This is a genomic window from Nocardia sp. CA-135953 (assembly GCF_050955735.1).
GTDB lineage: Bacteria > Actinomycetota > Actinomycetes > Mycobacteriales > Mycobacteriaceae > Nocardia.
Map to the genome: position 1 here is coordinate 5,485,171 of NZ_CP192082.1, position 15,635 is coordinate 5,500,805.

Sequence of the window (15,635 nt, forward strand, 5' to 3'; positions counted from 1 at the left end):
TCACGGGAGCTTGTCAAGAACGAGCATTCGCTTTACTTTGGAGCCATGCCCAGAGTCAGTGAGGAACACCTGGAACGTCGCAGGCAGCAGATCCTCGATGCCGCGCAAGTCTGTTTCGCCCGCAAGGGTTTCTACGAGACCTCGATGCAGGACATCTTCACCGAATCGGGCCTGTCCGCGGGGGCGGTCTACCGGTACTTCAAGAGCAAGAACGACATCATCGCCGCCCTGGCCACCGATACCATGGTCGAGCTGCGCGCCACCATGACCAGGGCGATCCGGTCCGATCCGCTGCCCACCCCGGCCCAGTTCGTCCAGCTCATCGCCGAGTACATAGTCGCGCACAGCGGTCCGGCTGGTCCGGTCCGGCTCGCCCCACAGGCGTGGGCACTGGCACTGGTGCACGAGGAGGCAGCCGTATACATCAAGGACGCCGTGCGCGCGATGCGCGATCGGTGGTTCGAATATGTCGAACGCATGGTGCAGGTCGGCTGGTTGCCGCCGGACGCCGATGTCCGCGCGGTCGCGATGGCGCTCATCGGCTTGGTGCCGGGATTCATGTTGCAGCATTTGATCGTCAGCGACGTGGATCCGGAAACGCTGGCTCGCGGCGTGCAGACCCTGCTCCCCTTCGACCGGTCAGCCGCCCACTCCAGCAACATGTAGTCCGAGCGCACTCCGGTCGTCCCAACAACGATCGCACACCCAGTCGCTACCTCGCACAAGTTGCATGTGAGGTAGGCGCTGGTTTTGCGGCAGCGAAGTCCCGCCGCGGTCGAGCGCTCAGAGCCAGCCGAGACGTTCGGCGGCGCGGACGGCTTCGGTGCGGGTGCTGGTCATGCGGTCAGCGGTTCAGGGCAGCAGTCCCTGCCGCGCTTTACCCGCGCCGGAGAGCACGAGCAGCAGCATGGTGGCCAGCGCCTGATCGTCCAGACCGGCGGCCGGAAAGGTGTAGCGCAGCATGACATCGGCCTGGTTACCGCGGGTGATCAGGGTGATCGAACCGAACTGAATCGCGCTGTTGCGCTCGGCGACTCGCTTGTGCAACTGCGGCTTGAGCGGCCGGTCCCAGGCGAGCACGCAGGTCAGCGTCAGCACATCCAGGCCGGGTGCCAGCGTTACCGCGCGCAACGAGCACAGCGCGCCCTCGTATTCGAAGCCGATCGAACCCTCCGGGTCGACGCGCACATCGACGTCGTAGAGCGATAGGCAGGCACCGGCGCGGGCCTGTAGCTCTTGTTCGGGGGTGACTGCTGCGTCCATGTCGGTGCCGCCGTTCATTTGCTGCCGCCGTTCACTTGGTCCCCCCGAAGCGGCGATCACGCGAAGCGTACTGGAGACAGGCCTCCCACAAGTTGCGCCTGTCGAAATCGGGAAACAGGGTGTCCTGGTAGACGTACTCGGCGTAGGCGGACTGCCAGATAAGGAAGTTCGAACTGCGGAATTCGCCGGACGGGCGCAGGAACAGGTCGACGTCCGGCATATCCGGCTCGTCCAGGTATTTGGCGATCGTCGCCTCGGTCACCCGCTCCGGATCTATCTCACCCGCGGCCACACGACGCGCGATTTCCCTTGCCGCATCGGCGATTTCGGCGCGACCACCGTAATTGACGCACATGGTGAGGGTCATCACCGTGTTGTCCTTGGTCAGCTCCTGCGCGGTCTCGAGTTCGTTGATCACGCTGCGCCACAGGCGCGGTCGCCGCCCGGCCCAGCGCACTCGCACACCCATCTCGTGCATCTCGTCGCGACGGCGACGGATGACATCCCGGTTGAACCCCATCAGGAAGCGCACTTCCTCCGGGCTGCGCCGCCAGTTCTCGGTGGAGAAGGCGTAGGCCGAGAGCCACTTCACGCCGATCTCGATGCAGCCCTCGACGGTGTCCATCAAGACCGCCTCACCGCGCTCGTGCCCCGCGGTGCGCGGCAGCCCGCGCTCCTGCGCCCAACGACCGTTGCCGTCCATCACCAGCGCCACATGCTTGGGCACCAACTCCGCGGGCAGTTCCGGCGGCGTCGCCCCCGATGGATGCGGCGACGGCGGGCGGACGGTGCGTTCGGCACCCGACCGTGCGCTGGTCGACCTGGTCGGCGCGGCAGAGTCTCGACGGAGGATCACGGCACCTATCCTGCCTGATGGTTGTGGAGGGATTGCGACGACGTCTCGCCTCCTCAGCCCGCCTGTGCGGCGGTTGACGGCTCCAGCCCGGTCGCCGCGTCCGCCGAACGTGAACGCTCGATCAGCGGAAGGGTGCGCAGCTGACGCTCGAGATGCCACTGCAGATGCGCCGCGACCAGGCCGCTGGCCTGTCTGCGGATCTGATCGGGGACCTGCTCGACGTAATCCCACTCGCCTTTCAGCAGAGCGACCAGCAGATCGAGCACGCCCGGGGCCGGAGTGGCCGACCCCGGGGGGCGGCAGTGCACGCAGACCGCACCACCCGCGGCGACATGGAACGCACGATGCGGGCCGGGTGTCGCACAGCGCGCGCATTCGTCCAGCGCAGGTGCCCAGCCCGCAAAACCCATGGCGCGCAACAGATATGCGTCGAGAATCAGCTCATGCGGGCGCTGTTTGGCGGCGATCGCCCGCAGCGCGCTCGCGGTCAATGCGTGCAGCTTCGGTGCGGGCGCGCGCTCCTCACCCGCCAGCCGCTCCGCGGTCTCCAGTACCGCGCAGGCCGTGGTGTAGCGGCCGTAATCGTCGACGATATCGGCGGCGAATGCCTCCATGGTGTGCACCTGGGTGACCGTGTCGAGATTGCGCCCCGGATGCAGCTGCACGTCCACATACGCGAACGGCTCCAACCGCGCCCCGAACCGCGACTTGGTCCGCCGCACCCCCTTGGCCACCGCCCGCACCAACCCGTGCTGCCGCGTCAGCAACGTGACAATGCGATCCGCCTCCCCCAGCTTATGCTGGCGAACCACCACCGCCTCGTCCCGATACAACCGCACCTGCCCATCCTTTCACGAATGGCCGACGCCCACCGTCGGGCACGAGCTCGAATCGCACTCTACGAGAAGTCGTTGATCCGGCGTAGCAGTTGAGCACCGGGGCTACCCACCGCGACGGTGTCGAGGAGCGCCACCGGATAGGCGGTGCGACGCGTTGGCACCTTGGGCAGTGACCTCCCCCGTGGTTCCGTACTACGACGGTACAAGACCTTTACGGTGCGGTTTCGCCACCAGCGTTCGAGGAGGCCCCCGTTTCTGGGGGCTTTCCTGCGTCAGAACCCGAGCTTGCCGAGCTGTTTCGGGTCGCGCTGCCAATCCTTGGCGACCTTGACATGCAGGTGTAGGTAGATGCGGACGCCGAGGATGTGTTCGATTTGCTTGCGGGCGTTGGTGCCTACCTCTTTGAGGCGGGCGCCGCCCTTGCCGATGACGATGGCCTTCTGCGAGGGGCGTTCGACGTAGAGCAAGGCGTGCACGTCGAGCATGTCTTCGTTTTCTTCGCGCGGGAGGACTTCTTCGATGACCACGGCGAGCGAATGCGGGAGTTCGTCGCGGACGCCCTCCAGGGCGGCCTCGCGGATGAGCTCGGCCATGAGGGTTTCCTCGGGCTCGTCGGTCAGCTCGCCGTCGGGGTAGAAGGCCGGGCCCTCAGGCATTTTCGAGGCGATGACGTCGACGAGGACCTCGACCTGTTCGCCTTTGACGGCGGAGACCGGTACGACGTCGTGCTCGGGGCCGAGCAGTTGCGACAGCGCCATCAGCTGTTCGGCGACCTGGTCGCGACTCACCTTGTCGATCTTGGTGACCACACCGAGCAGCGTGGTCTTCGGTGCCATCTGCTTGATCTGCTGCAGAATCCACTTGTCGCCGGGTCCGATTTTCTCGTCGGCGGGAATGCACAGCGCGATTACATCGACTTCGGAATACGTATCGCGGACAAGGTCGTTCAGACGCTGGCCGAGCAGCGTGCGCGGGCGGTGCAGACCCGGGGTGTCGACCAGGATGAGCTGGGCGTGCTCGCGGTGCACGATGCCGCGGATGGTGTGGCGGGTGGTCTGCGGGCGCGAGGAGGTGATCGCGATCTTCTGGCCGACCAGCGCATTGGTCAGCGTCGACTTGCCGGTATTCGGGCGGCCGACGAAACAGACGAAGCCGGAACGGAATTCGGTGGACTTATCAGCCACCCTGCACCTCCGCGCCCGCGGCATCGTCGACGATCTCGAAGACCGCACCGGAGCGGTCGGTGAAGACGATGCGCGCCTCGGGCGAAACCTCGCGAACCGCGGAGACGCCCGCATCCGACAGTTTGCCGCTGACGACCACGGCGGCTTCGAATCCCTCTGCGCCACTGGAGATCGCGGCCGCGACGGCGGCTTGCAGGGCGGTCAGTCGCAGGGACTGCAGGGCGACATCGCCGGCCGCGTAGGTGCGGCCGTCGGTATCGCGGATGGCGGCACCCGAGTTACCGCCGGTGCGGCCGAGCGCACCCTTGGCCAGCACCACGAGTTTGGTGTCTTCGGCGTCCAATTCGGTCATTCGCTGTCTCCGTTCTCATCACGATCGGTCGGGACTTCCCGCTCGGATCCGTTACTTTTACGCTTGCCGTTGGCCTTCTCGGCATGCGATTTCTCCGGTGCCTTGCGCACCACGACGGTGTGCACCCGCACCCGTCCCCGCGCGTCCGCACCGCCTTCGCCGCGCAGCACCAGGCCGTGCGCGACGGCTTTGGAGCCGGGCAGCGGCACCCGGCCCAGTGCGTGGGCGAGCAGGCCGCCGACGGTATCGACGTCCTCCTCCTCGATTTCCAGGCCGTACAGTTCGGCCAGATCGTCGACCGACAGTCGTGCCGAAACCCGGTAGCGGCCTTCGCCGAGGTCTTCGACGGGCGGGGTTTCGTCGGTGTCGTATTCGTCGGCGATCTCACCGACGATCTCCTCGAGCACATCCTCGATGGTCACCAACCCGGCAATGCCGCCGTATTCGTCGACCAGTAGCGCCATATGGTTTCTGCGGCGCTGCATTTCGTCGAGCAGGCTGTCCAGCGGTTTGGAGTCGGGCATGAACACCGCAGCGCGCATGGCATCGCGCACCTGCACCTTGCGGCTCCTATCCGCGTACGGCACAAGGTCTTTCAGGTACACCACGCCGAGAATGTCGTCGACGTTCTCGCCTACCACCGGAATGCGGGAGTGACCGCTGCGCACCGCGAGCGACATCGCCTGCGCCGCAGTCTTATCCGCCTCGATCCAGACCATTTCGGTGCGCGGGACCATGACCGCGCGCGCCGGGGTATCGCCGAGCTCGAAGACCGACTGGATCATGCGGCGTTCGTCGTCGGCCACCACACCGCGCTCACTGGCCATCTCGACGACTTCCCGCAGCTCGATCTCGGATGCGAAGGGGCCGTTGCGAAATCCCTTACCCGGGGTGATCGCATTACCGATGAGGATCAGCAGCCTGCTGACCGGACCGAGCACCGTGCCGATGAACTGCAGCGGCAGCGCCGAGGCCAAGGCAATGGAGTAAGCGTGCTGACGGCCCAGTGTGCGCGGTCCGACCCCGATCACCACATAGTCCACCAGCACCATGACGGCCGCGGTGAACAGCAGCGCCCAATTGTCGTCCCACAGCGGAATCAGCGCCGCCGCCAACAGCACCGTCGCGCAGATCTCGCACAGAATACGAAGCAGCACAAGCAGATTCACATATCGCGGCCGATCTGCCACGATCCTGGTCAGCCGCACCGCGCCGGGCCGCTCCGCCCGGACCATATCGTCGAGACGCGCGGGTGAGATGGTGTTCAACGCCGAATCGACTCCGGCGAACACTCCGCCGACCGGGACGAGCAGAATCGCCAGCAGGATCAGGGTCAGCGAATTCACGCGGGGCCCAGCGCCTCACCGGGCGTTGTGAAACCGGCCTTCCCCAGCAACCGGGCATCGCGCTCGGCCAATTCGGCGCGCCGCTGAGCCTCGCGCAGGCTCTCGTACCACTCCTCGAGCAGTCGTGCCTGCAGTGCGAACATCTCCTTCTCCTCCTCCGGCTCGGCGTGGTCGTAGCCGAGCAGGTGGAGCACGCCGTGCACGGTGAGCAGCGCGAGTTCGTGATCGAGCGAGTGACCGGCCTTACGGGCCTGGCCTGCGGCGAAGTCGGGGCACAGCACAATATCGCCGAGCATGGACGGACCCGGTTCGGCACTGTCCGGTCGACCACCGGGCTCCAGTTCGTCCATGGGGAAGGACATGACATCGGTCGGGCCGGGTAGGTCCATCCAGCGCATGTGCAGATCCGCCATGGTGTCGAGATCGACGAGCACCATCGACAACTCGGCCGCCGGATGCACGTCCATCCGGCCGATCACGAATCGCGCGACGCTGACCAGGTCTTCTTCGGGTACGTCGACACCCGACTCGTTGGCGATCTCGATGCTCACCTGATCAGGGTATTCGGTGTGTCCGGGCCCGCACCGCGCGGCTGGCCCGGACACGTCCGACGCACTATCGCCGATCTCCCCGGCTCGCGGCGCGGCGCTGTGCGCGATTGCCCGGATAGTGCGGTCCGACCTGGGTTACCCGCTCGGCCTCGGCCCGCTCGTAGGCATCGACGATATCGGAGACCAACCGGTGCCGAACCACATCGCTGCTGGTCAGCGTAGCGAAGTGGATGTCATCGATACTGGTGAGAATCTCACTCGCGGCACGCAGCCCTGAACGCGCGCCATTGGGCAGGTCGACCTGGGTGACGTCACCGGTAACTACTATCTTGGAACCGAACCCCAGGCGAGTGAGGAACATCTTCATCTGCTCGGCGGTAGTGTTCTGTGCTTCGTCGAGAATGATGAACGAGTCGTTCAGCGTGTTGTGCGTAAGAAGAAAGTCCTCGGTCACGTAGAGCGAATCCGCTGCCGCGACCTGGATACAGACAGCTTCCTCGGTACCTGCGGGTTCGATCCGATCGATGTAGCGCACGGGGGCTCCGCCCCCTGATTCGCGATACTTCGCAAGTTTCCGCGCCATCCGGAAAGGCTCGACATCCGCCGGAAGACGCAGATCGAGGATGTACGCATCATGCCGGTGGTGCAGGCCACGCACAGATCCCGGCAAACGACCAGCCGCAGCCCGCCTACGCCAGTAGGCGATCCCGCCCAATGAGCGGACCAGGAACAGCACATCATCGCGCAGTTGCGCGGATGTTGTCGTGTACTGGACGCGACAAGTCCGATCACGCTGTGCCACCTGGCCTCCGTCGGAGTCCAATAGGCCCTGCAGAACCGCCAGGCGCACCTGCGACGAATTGAACAGGTAGACGGCTGGCACGAACTTGGTCTCCGACTTACATCCCCAGAGCCCGAGTCCGCGCATCACCGCTGGCACTGGGTTCTCCAGTGTGATGACATCCCCAGGCGCCGTGGTCCGGTTGAGCACATAGTCGACACTTGATCTGCGCCGTACTGTCACACCAGGCATCACGTCTTGCGGGAAAGTCACCGGCTGACCGTCCGCAGTCGTGAAGCTGGGCATCGTTCTGCCGGATGTGCAACCGTCACCGAGTAGCAATCCCAATGCATAGGGATCCATCGGAACCGGCTGCGGTTCGAAGCAGACGGGCTCACTCAACAGCGGTAGTTCATAGCGGTGGTAGTGCGCAGCCCGGAGATTGCCGATCATCTCCTTGGTCTCTAGCACACGCGCAGGCTTACCTCTCCGACGATCGGATCGGGTGTACACCGACCACAGATGGTCAGACGAAGCCAAAACAGAGGCACCGTCTTGGGTGTGAACACGGTAGATCTCCTTGGGCCCTTGCGGATAAACGCCCAGTACCGGCGTCGGGCGCCCATTCGAGCCTATGACGAAGTCGCCGACCTCGAGTTCACCGATCGGCCGAAACCCGGTGGGCGTCAAAACGTTGGTGAACACCGGTTGTGCACGACCTCGCATGTACGCCAGCGGTGCCACCTCGATGACGCCGGCCGCCATCAGCTTCGGAATGGCCTCCGGATCCATCATGTCGTGTAGTGCGTCGTAGAGCGGGCGCAGATAGGGATCGATCTTCTCGTTCAGCGTGCCGGGCAGGAAGCCGAGCCGCTCGCCCGCCTCGACCGCGGGACGGGTGAGGATGATCCGGTTGACCTGCTTGGACTGCAATGCCTGCACGGCCTTGGCCATCGCCAGATACGTCTTGCCGGTACCCGCGGGGCCGATGCCGAACACGATGGTGTTGGCGTCGATCGCGTCGACATAGCGCTTCTGGTTGAGCGTCTTGGGCCGGATGGTTTTACCGCGCCGGGACAGAATGTCCAGGCTCAGCACCTCGGCCGGGGATTCCGAGGAACCCTCGGTGAGCATGGATACGGTGTGGCGCACCGCCTCCGGGGTCACCACTCGATTGCGACCGGTCAGCGCGACGAGCTGTTCGATCACCCGCTCGGCGAGCGCGACATCGGCCGCCTTGCCGGTGAGGGTGACGGAATTGCCGCGGACATGTATATCCGCATCCAGCAACTGCTCGAGTTCACGCAGGTTCTGGTCGGCCGAACCGAGGAAGGGGAACACGGATTCGGGAGCGAGTTCGATGCTGGAACGCACGGTGCGCGCTGCCGGGCCTGTACCGTTGTCCGCACCCCGGGGGATGGAGGCCGACGAAGTCGGTGGGGTGGGTAAACTCCCGCCTGCAGTGGGGGTAGTCGGGTCGCCGATCTCGCCTTGTGTTCTCAAAAGTGGCTGTAGCCTGCTTTCCGGTCTCGAATTGCTGCGTCGTTGATGAAAGTTTAACGCGCCCCACTGACAACAGGCAGTGAATAAACGGCTACCGCGGCAGCACTCGGAGCAGCGATTGCCTGCTGATCGCTGCTTCGGCGCATGCTCGGACACGCGGCGGCGGGAACCCGGCAGCCCGCATCCGGCACGCCTCCTTCGGCACCCGTGAGGACATCTTGTTCTCGATGAACCACGGGTAGCGCTGCTGATGGGCGGCCCGCCACAGCTTCTCCAGCAGCAGTACCGTCCAGGAGGTAGACGCCGAGGCTCGCAGGATCGTCTGCAGTACAGACCCATGAACCCGTGACCGGACAACGGGTCAGCCCCCGCGTCGTCCGTCCACCCTGGGTTGGGCGATGATCGCGGCTCCCATCCAGCGTCGTAGATAGCGACGAAGTTCGTCTTCGCTCCGGGGCGGATTGCCCGGAGAAATGAAGAACGACTGCATCGTTCGCAGGATGTATTCGACGAGTTCGTGCAGCGACGCGTCGTCGTATCCGTAACGCGCCCAATCGACATCGAAGCGTTTGATCATCGTCATGCCGAAGGTTTGTGCCGCTTCGGAGGTGAGGCCTTCGGGGTGCACATTCGAATATGTGCTCGACAGCAGAATGCCCAGGTGAGGCGTTCGACGCACATCTGAAAGCGTGAAGACCACGCCCTCGGTCATGGCTTCGACCGGATCCTCGATACCGCTGACCTGCTTTGTCAGCCGGTCCAGAAAGCCGTCGACCGAAGCGATGGCCGCGGCCTGCATCAGCGCGTCCGCACTGGGGAAGTATCGATACACCGTCTGACGGATGACACCGAGCGACTCCGCGACGTCGGCGATGCTGATCTCCGCACCCGTCCGTCCGATCAGATCTACCGCGGCGGCGACTATTCGACAGGACGCTTCTTCATCGCTGTTCGGCGGACTCCCGCCCCACCCGCGCCTTCCTGCCAATGCTCGCTTCCTCGGTTCGAACGATGTCCCTCGCATGCGAAACCGACAGCGGGACATCCCCGCCGACCGTCCAGTTCAGGGGCTCGACGCTACCACAGGGGCGTCGTTGTCCCAGCTCGAGCAATATCATCATACACTCGGACCGACATGTGTATGATCACCGATATCGAGGCTTCGGCACGTCCGAACACGGCTACAGTCCCCTTTCGAAATACGAGGTACAGCCAAGTGACCGATCTGCAAGTCCGGAAGATGCGATTCGCATTCGCGGACTACGACGTACCGTTCCTGTGGAACGAAGAGAATCCGGCCTTCTCGTCCATGGCGAACGCGGTGTCCTTCCTGGCCATCGGCTTCGAGAAGATGATCGTCAATATGATTCGCGAGGCCATGCCGCGGATAACCGATCCCGCGGTCGCGGAGGAAGCGGACGCATTCGTGCGTCAGGAGGGCCAGCACTCGACCGCCCACCGCCAGCATGTCAATGGCCTGATCAGGCGATACCCCGGGCTCCAGGAGACCCTCAACGAAGTGATCGCGGAATTCGACCGCCTCACCGTGCGCACCTCGCTGGAATATCGGCTCGCCTACACCGCCGATCTGGAAGCCACCTTCACCCCGGTATTCAAACTGATGCTCGACAACGATTCGACCCTATTCCGGCCGGGCGACGACCGTGTCGCATCGCTGTTCATCTGGCACTTCGTCGAGGAAGTCGAACATCGAAGTTCGGCTTTGATCATTTTCGATTCGATTGTCGGCAGCGACGGCTACCGGATGCGCATGGCTCCGTCGATCTTCCGGCACGTCATGAAGGTCGTCAAGGTGGCCTGCGCAGGCTTCAATAAGCATGTGCGGCAGGAGGATCGGCGCATCGATGCAATGGCGATGTTCGCGATGCACCGGGGTAAGCAGAAGGTGCGGAAATTGTTGCGGCTGCCCGTCGAGGACAACGGTCCGATGTCGCGCGCGTTCGACGATCTACGACTCGGCGAACAACTGATCGCGCTGGCGGGCATCATCCGCAGTCAATTGCCCAAGCACAACCCGGATCACGAGAAACTGCCCGCACTCGCCGACGTGTGGTTCAAACGGTATGACGCCGGTTACGACGTATCACATTGGTATACCGCCGATTCCGTTACAGCGCAGGGGGACTGATGGCCGATCATTGTGCACCCACCTTCGACGAACTCGCGAAGGCGCTCGGCTTTTCCTGTCAGGAGGCCGGTGGACTCGTCGAGGTGCGAAACCCCTTCGCATTGGAGAACTGGACGCTTCCGGTGCTCGAGTTCACCATCGTCCTCGGCGCGGTGCTCGCGCTGATCTACGCGATCGTGCGCCTGCGACGTCACGGCGATCCCACCGATCTCGTGGTCTGGTTCGGCGCGACCGCATATCTGTTCATCATCGAACCGCCGCTGTACTTTCCGGCGGCCTTCGGTATCGACGCACACGTCGACACGATGTTCGCGCACAATGTCTTCACCGTGGATTTCCTCTGGGGTCGGCTCCCCCTCTATATCGTGGCGATCTATCCATTGATGGCAACGTTGGCCTTTGAAATCGTCCGAATGCTGGGCGTTTTCCGTCGATACGGTGTTCTCGTCGGCGCCGTCTGCGTAGGCTTCGTCCACCACGGCTTCTATGAGATCTTCGACCATCTGGGACCGCAGTTGCGCTGGTGGGAGTGGTCGACCGAAAATTCGCTCAATCAACCGATGTTCGACTCGGTTCCGCTGCCGAGTGTGGTGGTATTCGCCGCGCTGTGGCCGATGTCGCTGGCGTTCTTCGTCCAGTTGTTCGTCGGTCGTCATGTCGACCATGGGCACGGTTTCACTGGACTGCAATTGGTGTGGCGCACTGTCGTCATCGGCATTCTCGGATCTTTGGGTACGGGCGTATTGCCGATCCCGGCAACGGTTTTCGGCGCCGGGAGCACCACGTTGCGGGGATTCCTTTACGCGGCCGAATTGGTCATCCTCAGCATTGTCGCGATTCCGATTCTCACGCGCCAGTGGCTGCGGCTACGGCGAGACCATTCGGACTACACGAACCGCTTCGTACGGATTTACAGCGTCGTGTACCTCGGTGTGATGGCATTGCTCTGGATAAGCGCGCTGCCCGATTACTTCGCTGCCGTCGACGGTTCGACGAGCAATGGCGACCCCATCGGGAATCTCTGGTACACGCTGTCGTGCTTCGCGGTCGCAGTACTTTGCGTGCTAGCGATCTTCACGGTGCCGTACCGCGCAGCCGAGTCGCTACCAGCGGGAGGTCAACGCCCCCAAGGCGCCGAGAGCGACGGCGGCGGCGGTGGAGGTGCGCAAGACGGTGGGGCCGAGCAAGGTTACGTCGGCGCCCGCAGCAGCGAAGGCGGTGAGCTCGGAGTCGTCTAGACCGCCTTCGGGGCCGACGATGAGCAGGATTTCGGTGGCCTTGTCGAAAGGCAGCTCGACGAAGCGGGCGGTGCCCGATTCATGTAGCGCCACCGCGATGCCGCCCGCGGCGACGACCCCGCGGATCTTGTCGAGCAGGTCACGGGTGCGGTGCAGATCGGCGACCTCGGGGATGTAGGCGCGGCGAGACTGCCGTGCGGCCGAGCGGGCGGCAGCACGCCATTTCTCAACGGCCTTGTCCGCCTTGGCTTCCCAGTTGGCGATGCAGCGCGCGGCCTGCCACGGGATGACGACATCGGCGCCCGCCTCGGTCATCAGCTCGACGGCCAGCTCCGAGCGGTCGGACTTCGGCAGCGCCTGCACGATGGTCACCCGCGGCGTCGCGGGCGCGGCGAGCACCCGATCGAGCACCTGCAGCTCGAGCCGATCCTTCTGCGCCGCAACGACTTCCGATGCCGCGAGCAAACCGGAGCCGTCGGACAGTGTGATCGGCTCACCGACCCGGATGCGGCGCACCGTCGCGGCATGGCGTCCCTCCGGACCGTCCAGCACCGCGATGCCACCCGGCTCCGGAATGTCGGCGAGATAGAAGACCGTGGCGGCCAACGCCTATCGCCCGCTGAACGACGCTCGCAGCCGGGCGAACAGGCCGCTGCTGTGCTCGGACTGCGCCGACATCACCTCGGCGCGATCACCGGTGCGCATGCCCTTGTAGTTGCGCAGCAGATCGGTGGTCTTGGCGTCGAGTTTGGTCGGCACCACGATGTCCAGATGCGCGAGCAGATCACCGCGCGCTCCGGAGCGCAGGCGCGGCATGCCGTGGCCGCGCAGCACCGAGATCTCACCCGGCTGGGTGCCCGGCGGAATGGTCAGCTCGGTCGGGCCGTCCAGGATGGTGTCGATGACGACGGTGGTACCGAGTGCGGCATCGACCATCGGCACGCGAATGGTGCAGTGCAGATCATCGCCGTCGCGAACGAAGACATCGTGCGGCTGCTCGACGATCTCCACATACAGATCGCCCGCGTGCCCACCACCGGGACCGACCTCGCCCTGCGCCGCGAGCCGCACCCGCATGCCATTGGCGACACCGGCCGGAATCGGCGCGGCGATCTCGCGCCGCGCCCGAACCCGCCCGTCGCCGCCGCACTTGTGGCACGGATCGGGAATGGTCTCACCCGCGCCGCGACAGGTCGGGCACGGACGTGAGGTCAAGACCTGACCGAGGAACGAACGCTGCACGGACTGGACCTCACCCGCACCACCACAGGTCTCGCAGCGCACCGCCTTGGACTTGCCGTTGGTGCCCGCGCCGTGGCAGATATCGCAGAGGATGGCGGTGTCGACGGTCAGATGCTTGGTGACACCGACCGCGCATTCGGCCAGGCTGAGCCGGGTCCGCAGCAGCGAATCCGCACCGGGCTGCACCCGGCCGCGCGGCTTGCGCGTCCCGCCGGAACCACTCATACCGCCGAAGAATGCCTCGAATACGTCGCCGAGCCCGCCGAAACCGGCGCCGGAGAACCCCGCCCCACCACCACCGGCCTCCAACGGATCGCCGCCCATATCGACGACGCGCCGCTTCTCCGGGTCCGACAGCACCTCGTAGGCGGTCGACACTTCCTTGAACCTGGTCTGCGCCGCCTCGTCGGGGTTGACGTCGGGGTGGAGCTCCCGCGCCAGCTTGCGGTAGGCGCGCTTGATCTCCTGGTCGGTCGCGTTCTTCGCAACGCCGAGCAGTCCGTAGTAGTCCCGTGCCACTTTGAGTTCTCTAGTCCTTGGTTTGCAACAGCATTAGTCGGATGCACTCAACTTTATCCGCCGGAGGATCGAGCGTATCAGCGACGGTGGCCCTCAGCGCTCCGCGAGCACCTCACCGATATAACGCGCAACGGCCGCGACCGATGCGATGGTTCCCGGATAGTCCATCCGGGTCGGACCGAGCACGCCCATACCGCCGAGCACCGCACCCGCAGCACCGTAGCCGGTCGACACGACCGAGGTTCCGCGCATCTGCTCCACCTGGGTTTCCTCGCCGATGCGCACCGTGATGGTGCCCGGATGCTGGGCGGCCGCGAGCAGCTTCAGCACGATCACCTGCTCCTCCAGTGCCTCGAGCACATCGCGCAGCGAACCGGGGAAGACAAAGTCGGCGGCATTGCGGGTCAGGTTGGCGGTGCCGCCGAGCACCAACCGCTCCTCCGGATGCTCGACAAGGGTCTCGACGAGCACGGTGGACACGCGCACCAGCACATCCTTCAGCCGCACCGGCGCCCGCTCGGGCAGTTCGGCGACGGCCGCGGAGGCCTCGGACAGGCGCTTGCCGTCCATCGCACCACCGAGCATGCCGCGCAGCGCGGCGAGGTCCTGATCATCGACGAGTGCGCCGAGTTCCACCAGACGCTGGTCGACGCGACCGGTATCGGTGATCACGACCAGCAGCAACCGCGCCGGATTCAGCGCAACCACCTCGATGTGGCGGACCGTGGAGGCCGACACCGTCGGATACTGGACGACCGCGACCTGACGGGTGAGCTGAGCAAGTAGCCGAACACCGCGGCGCAGCACGTCGTCGAGATCGACGCCGGACTCCAGGAATTCCATGATCGCCCGGCGCTCGGCCGGCGAGAGCGGCTTCACCTCGGAGATGCGGTCGACGAACTGCCGATAGCCCTTGTCGGTCGGAATGCGACCGGAACTGGTGTGCGGCTGGGTGATGTAGCCCTCTGCCTCCAGCACCGCCATATCGTTGCGAACCGTCGCGCTGGACACCCCGAGGTTGTGCCGCTCCACCAGGGTCTTCGACCCGATCGGCTCCTTGGTCGCGACATAGTCCGCGACGATCGCCCGCAGGACCTCGAAGCGCCGATCCTCGGTGCTCGACATGGGCCCCACCTCCTCGCTCGTCCTCGGGTACGTCGTAACGGTCACGTGCGCACCGTCCGCATCGACCCGAATTCGATGCAGGCTACTAGGTACGTCTGTTTATCCAGTCTAGTTGGCTATTCGACAATTGCCCGTTCGCACACCCTGGACGCATGTGACCCAGATCCCCTCGACACCGACAGACGTTGTGCCGGAGCGAGATCCGACTGCTGACCGCACCGCGCAGCCAGTGTGAGAGGGGATTCGAAAGCCATGAACAAACCGGACTATCCGCAAATCCTCGCGCCCGCCCGCGACTCCACCGATCGGCCTCCGCCCCTTCGGGTTGCCGCCGCAAGCGCTGGACTACCACGTACTGCATGTGCCACAGAAGGTCGACTGGGGCGTCACCTTCATCCCGGCCGAACCGGGACTACACCTTCTGCGCATCGGACCACCGCCATGGCGAGCGCCTTGGTCCCGCTTCGGCGGCCACCCATGCCCGCGCCGACATCATGGCGCGGGTCACCGCAGGCCACCAGACCCGCGTCTACTCCCGGGCATCCGTGGCCGTCGGCACCCAGGGCCGACTCGGACCACAACCACGGCGCTGGATCCCCGGCATAATCGGCTGGCTGTTGTTCACCTCTACAGCGATCCTGGCCATGGTGCTCGGCGCGTACCAAGTGCTCACCGACTAGGCCTGGT

At 64.8% G+C, this 15,635-nt stretch carries 15 protein-coding genes and 1 pseudogene; 4 read left to right on the forward strand and 12 right to left on the reverse strand.

Features of this window, described 5'->3' with window-relative positions; translation table 11 throughout:
- Positions 1 to 45: 45 nt before the first annotated feature.
- Positions 46 to 666, forward strand: coding sequence for a TetR/AcrR family transcriptional regulator (locus tag ACQPXH_RS25305; protein ID WP_433598993.1), 621 nt, complete (start codon positions 46 to 48; stop codon positions 664 to 666).
- A gap of 186 nt (positions 667 to 852) precedes the next feature.
- Here the strand turns inward: ACQPXH_RS25305 and ACQPXH_RS25310 are convergent, their stop codons facing one another.
- The 9 genes from ACQPXH_RS25310 to ACQPXH_RS25350 all read right to left on the reverse strand — a co-directional run bounded on the left by ACQPXH_RS25310 (position 853) and on the right by ACQPXH_RS25350 (position 9,663).
- Positions 853 to 1,263, reverse strand: coding sequence for a hypothetical protein (locus tag ACQPXH_RS25310; protein WP_387290797.1), 411 nt, complete (start codon positions 1,261 to 1,263; stop codon positions 853 to 855).
- A 31-nt stretch (positions 1,264 to 1,294) separates the two neighbouring features.
- A complete protein-coding gene (locus tag ACQPXH_RS25315; RefSeq protein WP_063040848.1) occupies positions 1,295 to 2,119 on the reverse strand; it encodes an isoprenyl transferase in 825 nt (274 codons plus the stop codon).
- Positions 2,120 to 2,172: 53 nt separating this feature from the next.
- Positions 2,173 to 2,958: a DNA repair protein RecO gene (gene recO / locus ACQPXH_RS25320; RefSeq protein ID WP_433598994.1), complete on the reverse strand. Its 786-nt coding sequence runs from the start codon at positions 2,956 to 2,958 to the stop codon at positions 2,173 to 2,175.
- 272 nt (positions 2,959 to 3,230) lie between these two features.
- Positions 3,231 to 4,142: a GTPase Era gene (gene era, locus ACQPXH_RS25325; protein WP_433598995.1), complete on the reverse strand. Its 912-nt coding sequence runs from the start codon at positions 4,140 to 4,142 to the stop codon at positions 3,231 to 3,233.
- On the reverse strand, positions 4,135 to 4,494 hold the full coding sequence (locus ACQPXH_RS25330) for a cytidine deaminase (RefSeq protein ID WP_433598996.1): 360 nt from the start codon (positions 4,492 to 4,494) through the stop codon (positions 4,135 to 4,137). Before ACQPXH_RS25330 ends, era begins: the two co-directional genes overlap by 8 nt.
- A complete protein-coding gene (locus ACQPXH_RS25335; RefSeq protein WP_433598997.1) occupies positions 4,491 to 5,840 on the reverse strand; it encodes a hemolysin family protein in 1,350 nt (449 codons plus the stop codon). The genes ACQPXH_RS25330 and ACQPXH_RS25335 overlap by 4 nt, the downstream gene beginning before the upstream one ends.
- A complete protein-coding gene (gene ybeY, locus ACQPXH_RS25340; protein WP_433598998.1) occupies positions 5,837 to 6,391 on the reverse strand; it encodes an rRNA maturation RNase YbeY in 555 nt (184 codons plus the stop codon). The genes ACQPXH_RS25335 and ybeY overlap by 4 nt, the downstream gene beginning before the upstream one ends.
- Before the next feature lie 64 nt (positions 6,392 to 6,455).
- Complete coding sequence (locus ACQPXH_RS25345; RefSeq protein ID WP_433598999.1) at positions 6,456 to 8,546, reverse strand: PhoH family protein; 2,091 nt, start codon at positions 8,544 to 8,546, stop codon at positions 6,456 to 6,458.
- 490 nt (positions 8,547 to 9,036) lie between these two features.
- Positions 9,037 to 9,663: a TetR/AcrR family transcriptional regulator gene (locus tag ACQPXH_RS25350; RefSeq protein WP_433599000.1), complete on the reverse strand. Its 627-nt coding sequence runs from the start codon at positions 9,661 to 9,663 to the stop codon at positions 9,037 to 9,039.
- A gap of 228 nt (positions 9,664 to 9,891) precedes the next feature.
- Between ACQPXH_RS25350 and ACQPXH_RS25355 the strand changes: the two genes are divergently transcribed.
- A complete protein-coding gene (locus ACQPXH_RS25355) occupies positions 9,892 to 10,824 on the forward strand; it encodes a metal-dependent hydrolase (protein ID WP_433599001.1) in 933 nt (310 codons plus the stop codon).
- A complete protein-coding gene (locus tag ACQPXH_RS25360; RefSeq protein WP_433599002.1) occupies positions 10,824 to 12,062 on the forward strand; it encodes a hypothetical protein in 1,239 nt (412 codons plus the stop codon). The genes ACQPXH_RS25355 and ACQPXH_RS25360 overlap by 1 nt, the downstream gene beginning before the upstream one ends.
- Here the strand turns inward: ACQPXH_RS25360 and ACQPXH_RS25365 are convergent.
- The 3 genes and pseudogenes from ACQPXH_RS25365 to hrcA all read right to left on the reverse strand — a co-directional run.
- A pseudogene (locus ACQPXH_RS25365) lies at positions 11,991 to 12,614 on the reverse strand (16S rRNA (uracil(1498)-N(3))-methyltransferase); the annotation flags it as partial. The gene ACQPXH_RS25360 and the pseudogene ACQPXH_RS25365 sit on opposite strands and share 72 nt — an antisense overlap.
- Before the next feature lie 57 nt (positions 12,615 to 12,671).
- Complete coding sequence (gene dnaJ / locus ACQPXH_RS25370) at positions 12,672 to 13,823, reverse strand: molecular chaperone DnaJ (RefSeq protein ID WP_433599003.1); 1,152 nt, start codon at positions 13,821 to 13,823, stop codon at positions 12,672 to 12,674.
- Positions 13,824 to 13,916: 93 nt separating this feature from the next.
- Complete coding sequence (gene hrcA / locus ACQPXH_RS25375) at positions 13,917 to 14,948, reverse strand: heat-inducible transcriptional repressor HrcA (RefSeq protein ID WP_433599004.1); 1,032 nt, start codon at positions 14,946 to 14,948, stop codon at positions 13,917 to 13,919.
- A gap of 494 nt (positions 14,949 to 15,442) precedes the next feature.
- Between hrcA and ACQPXH_RS25380 the strand changes: the two genes are divergently transcribed.
- Positions 15,443 to 15,628 (forward strand): hypothetical protein, encoded by a 186-nt coding sequence (locus ACQPXH_RS25380; RefSeq protein WP_433599005.1) that lies wholly within the window; start codon positions 15,443 to 15,445, stop codon positions 15,626 to 15,628.
- Positions 15,629 to 15,635 lie beyond the last annotated feature (7 nt).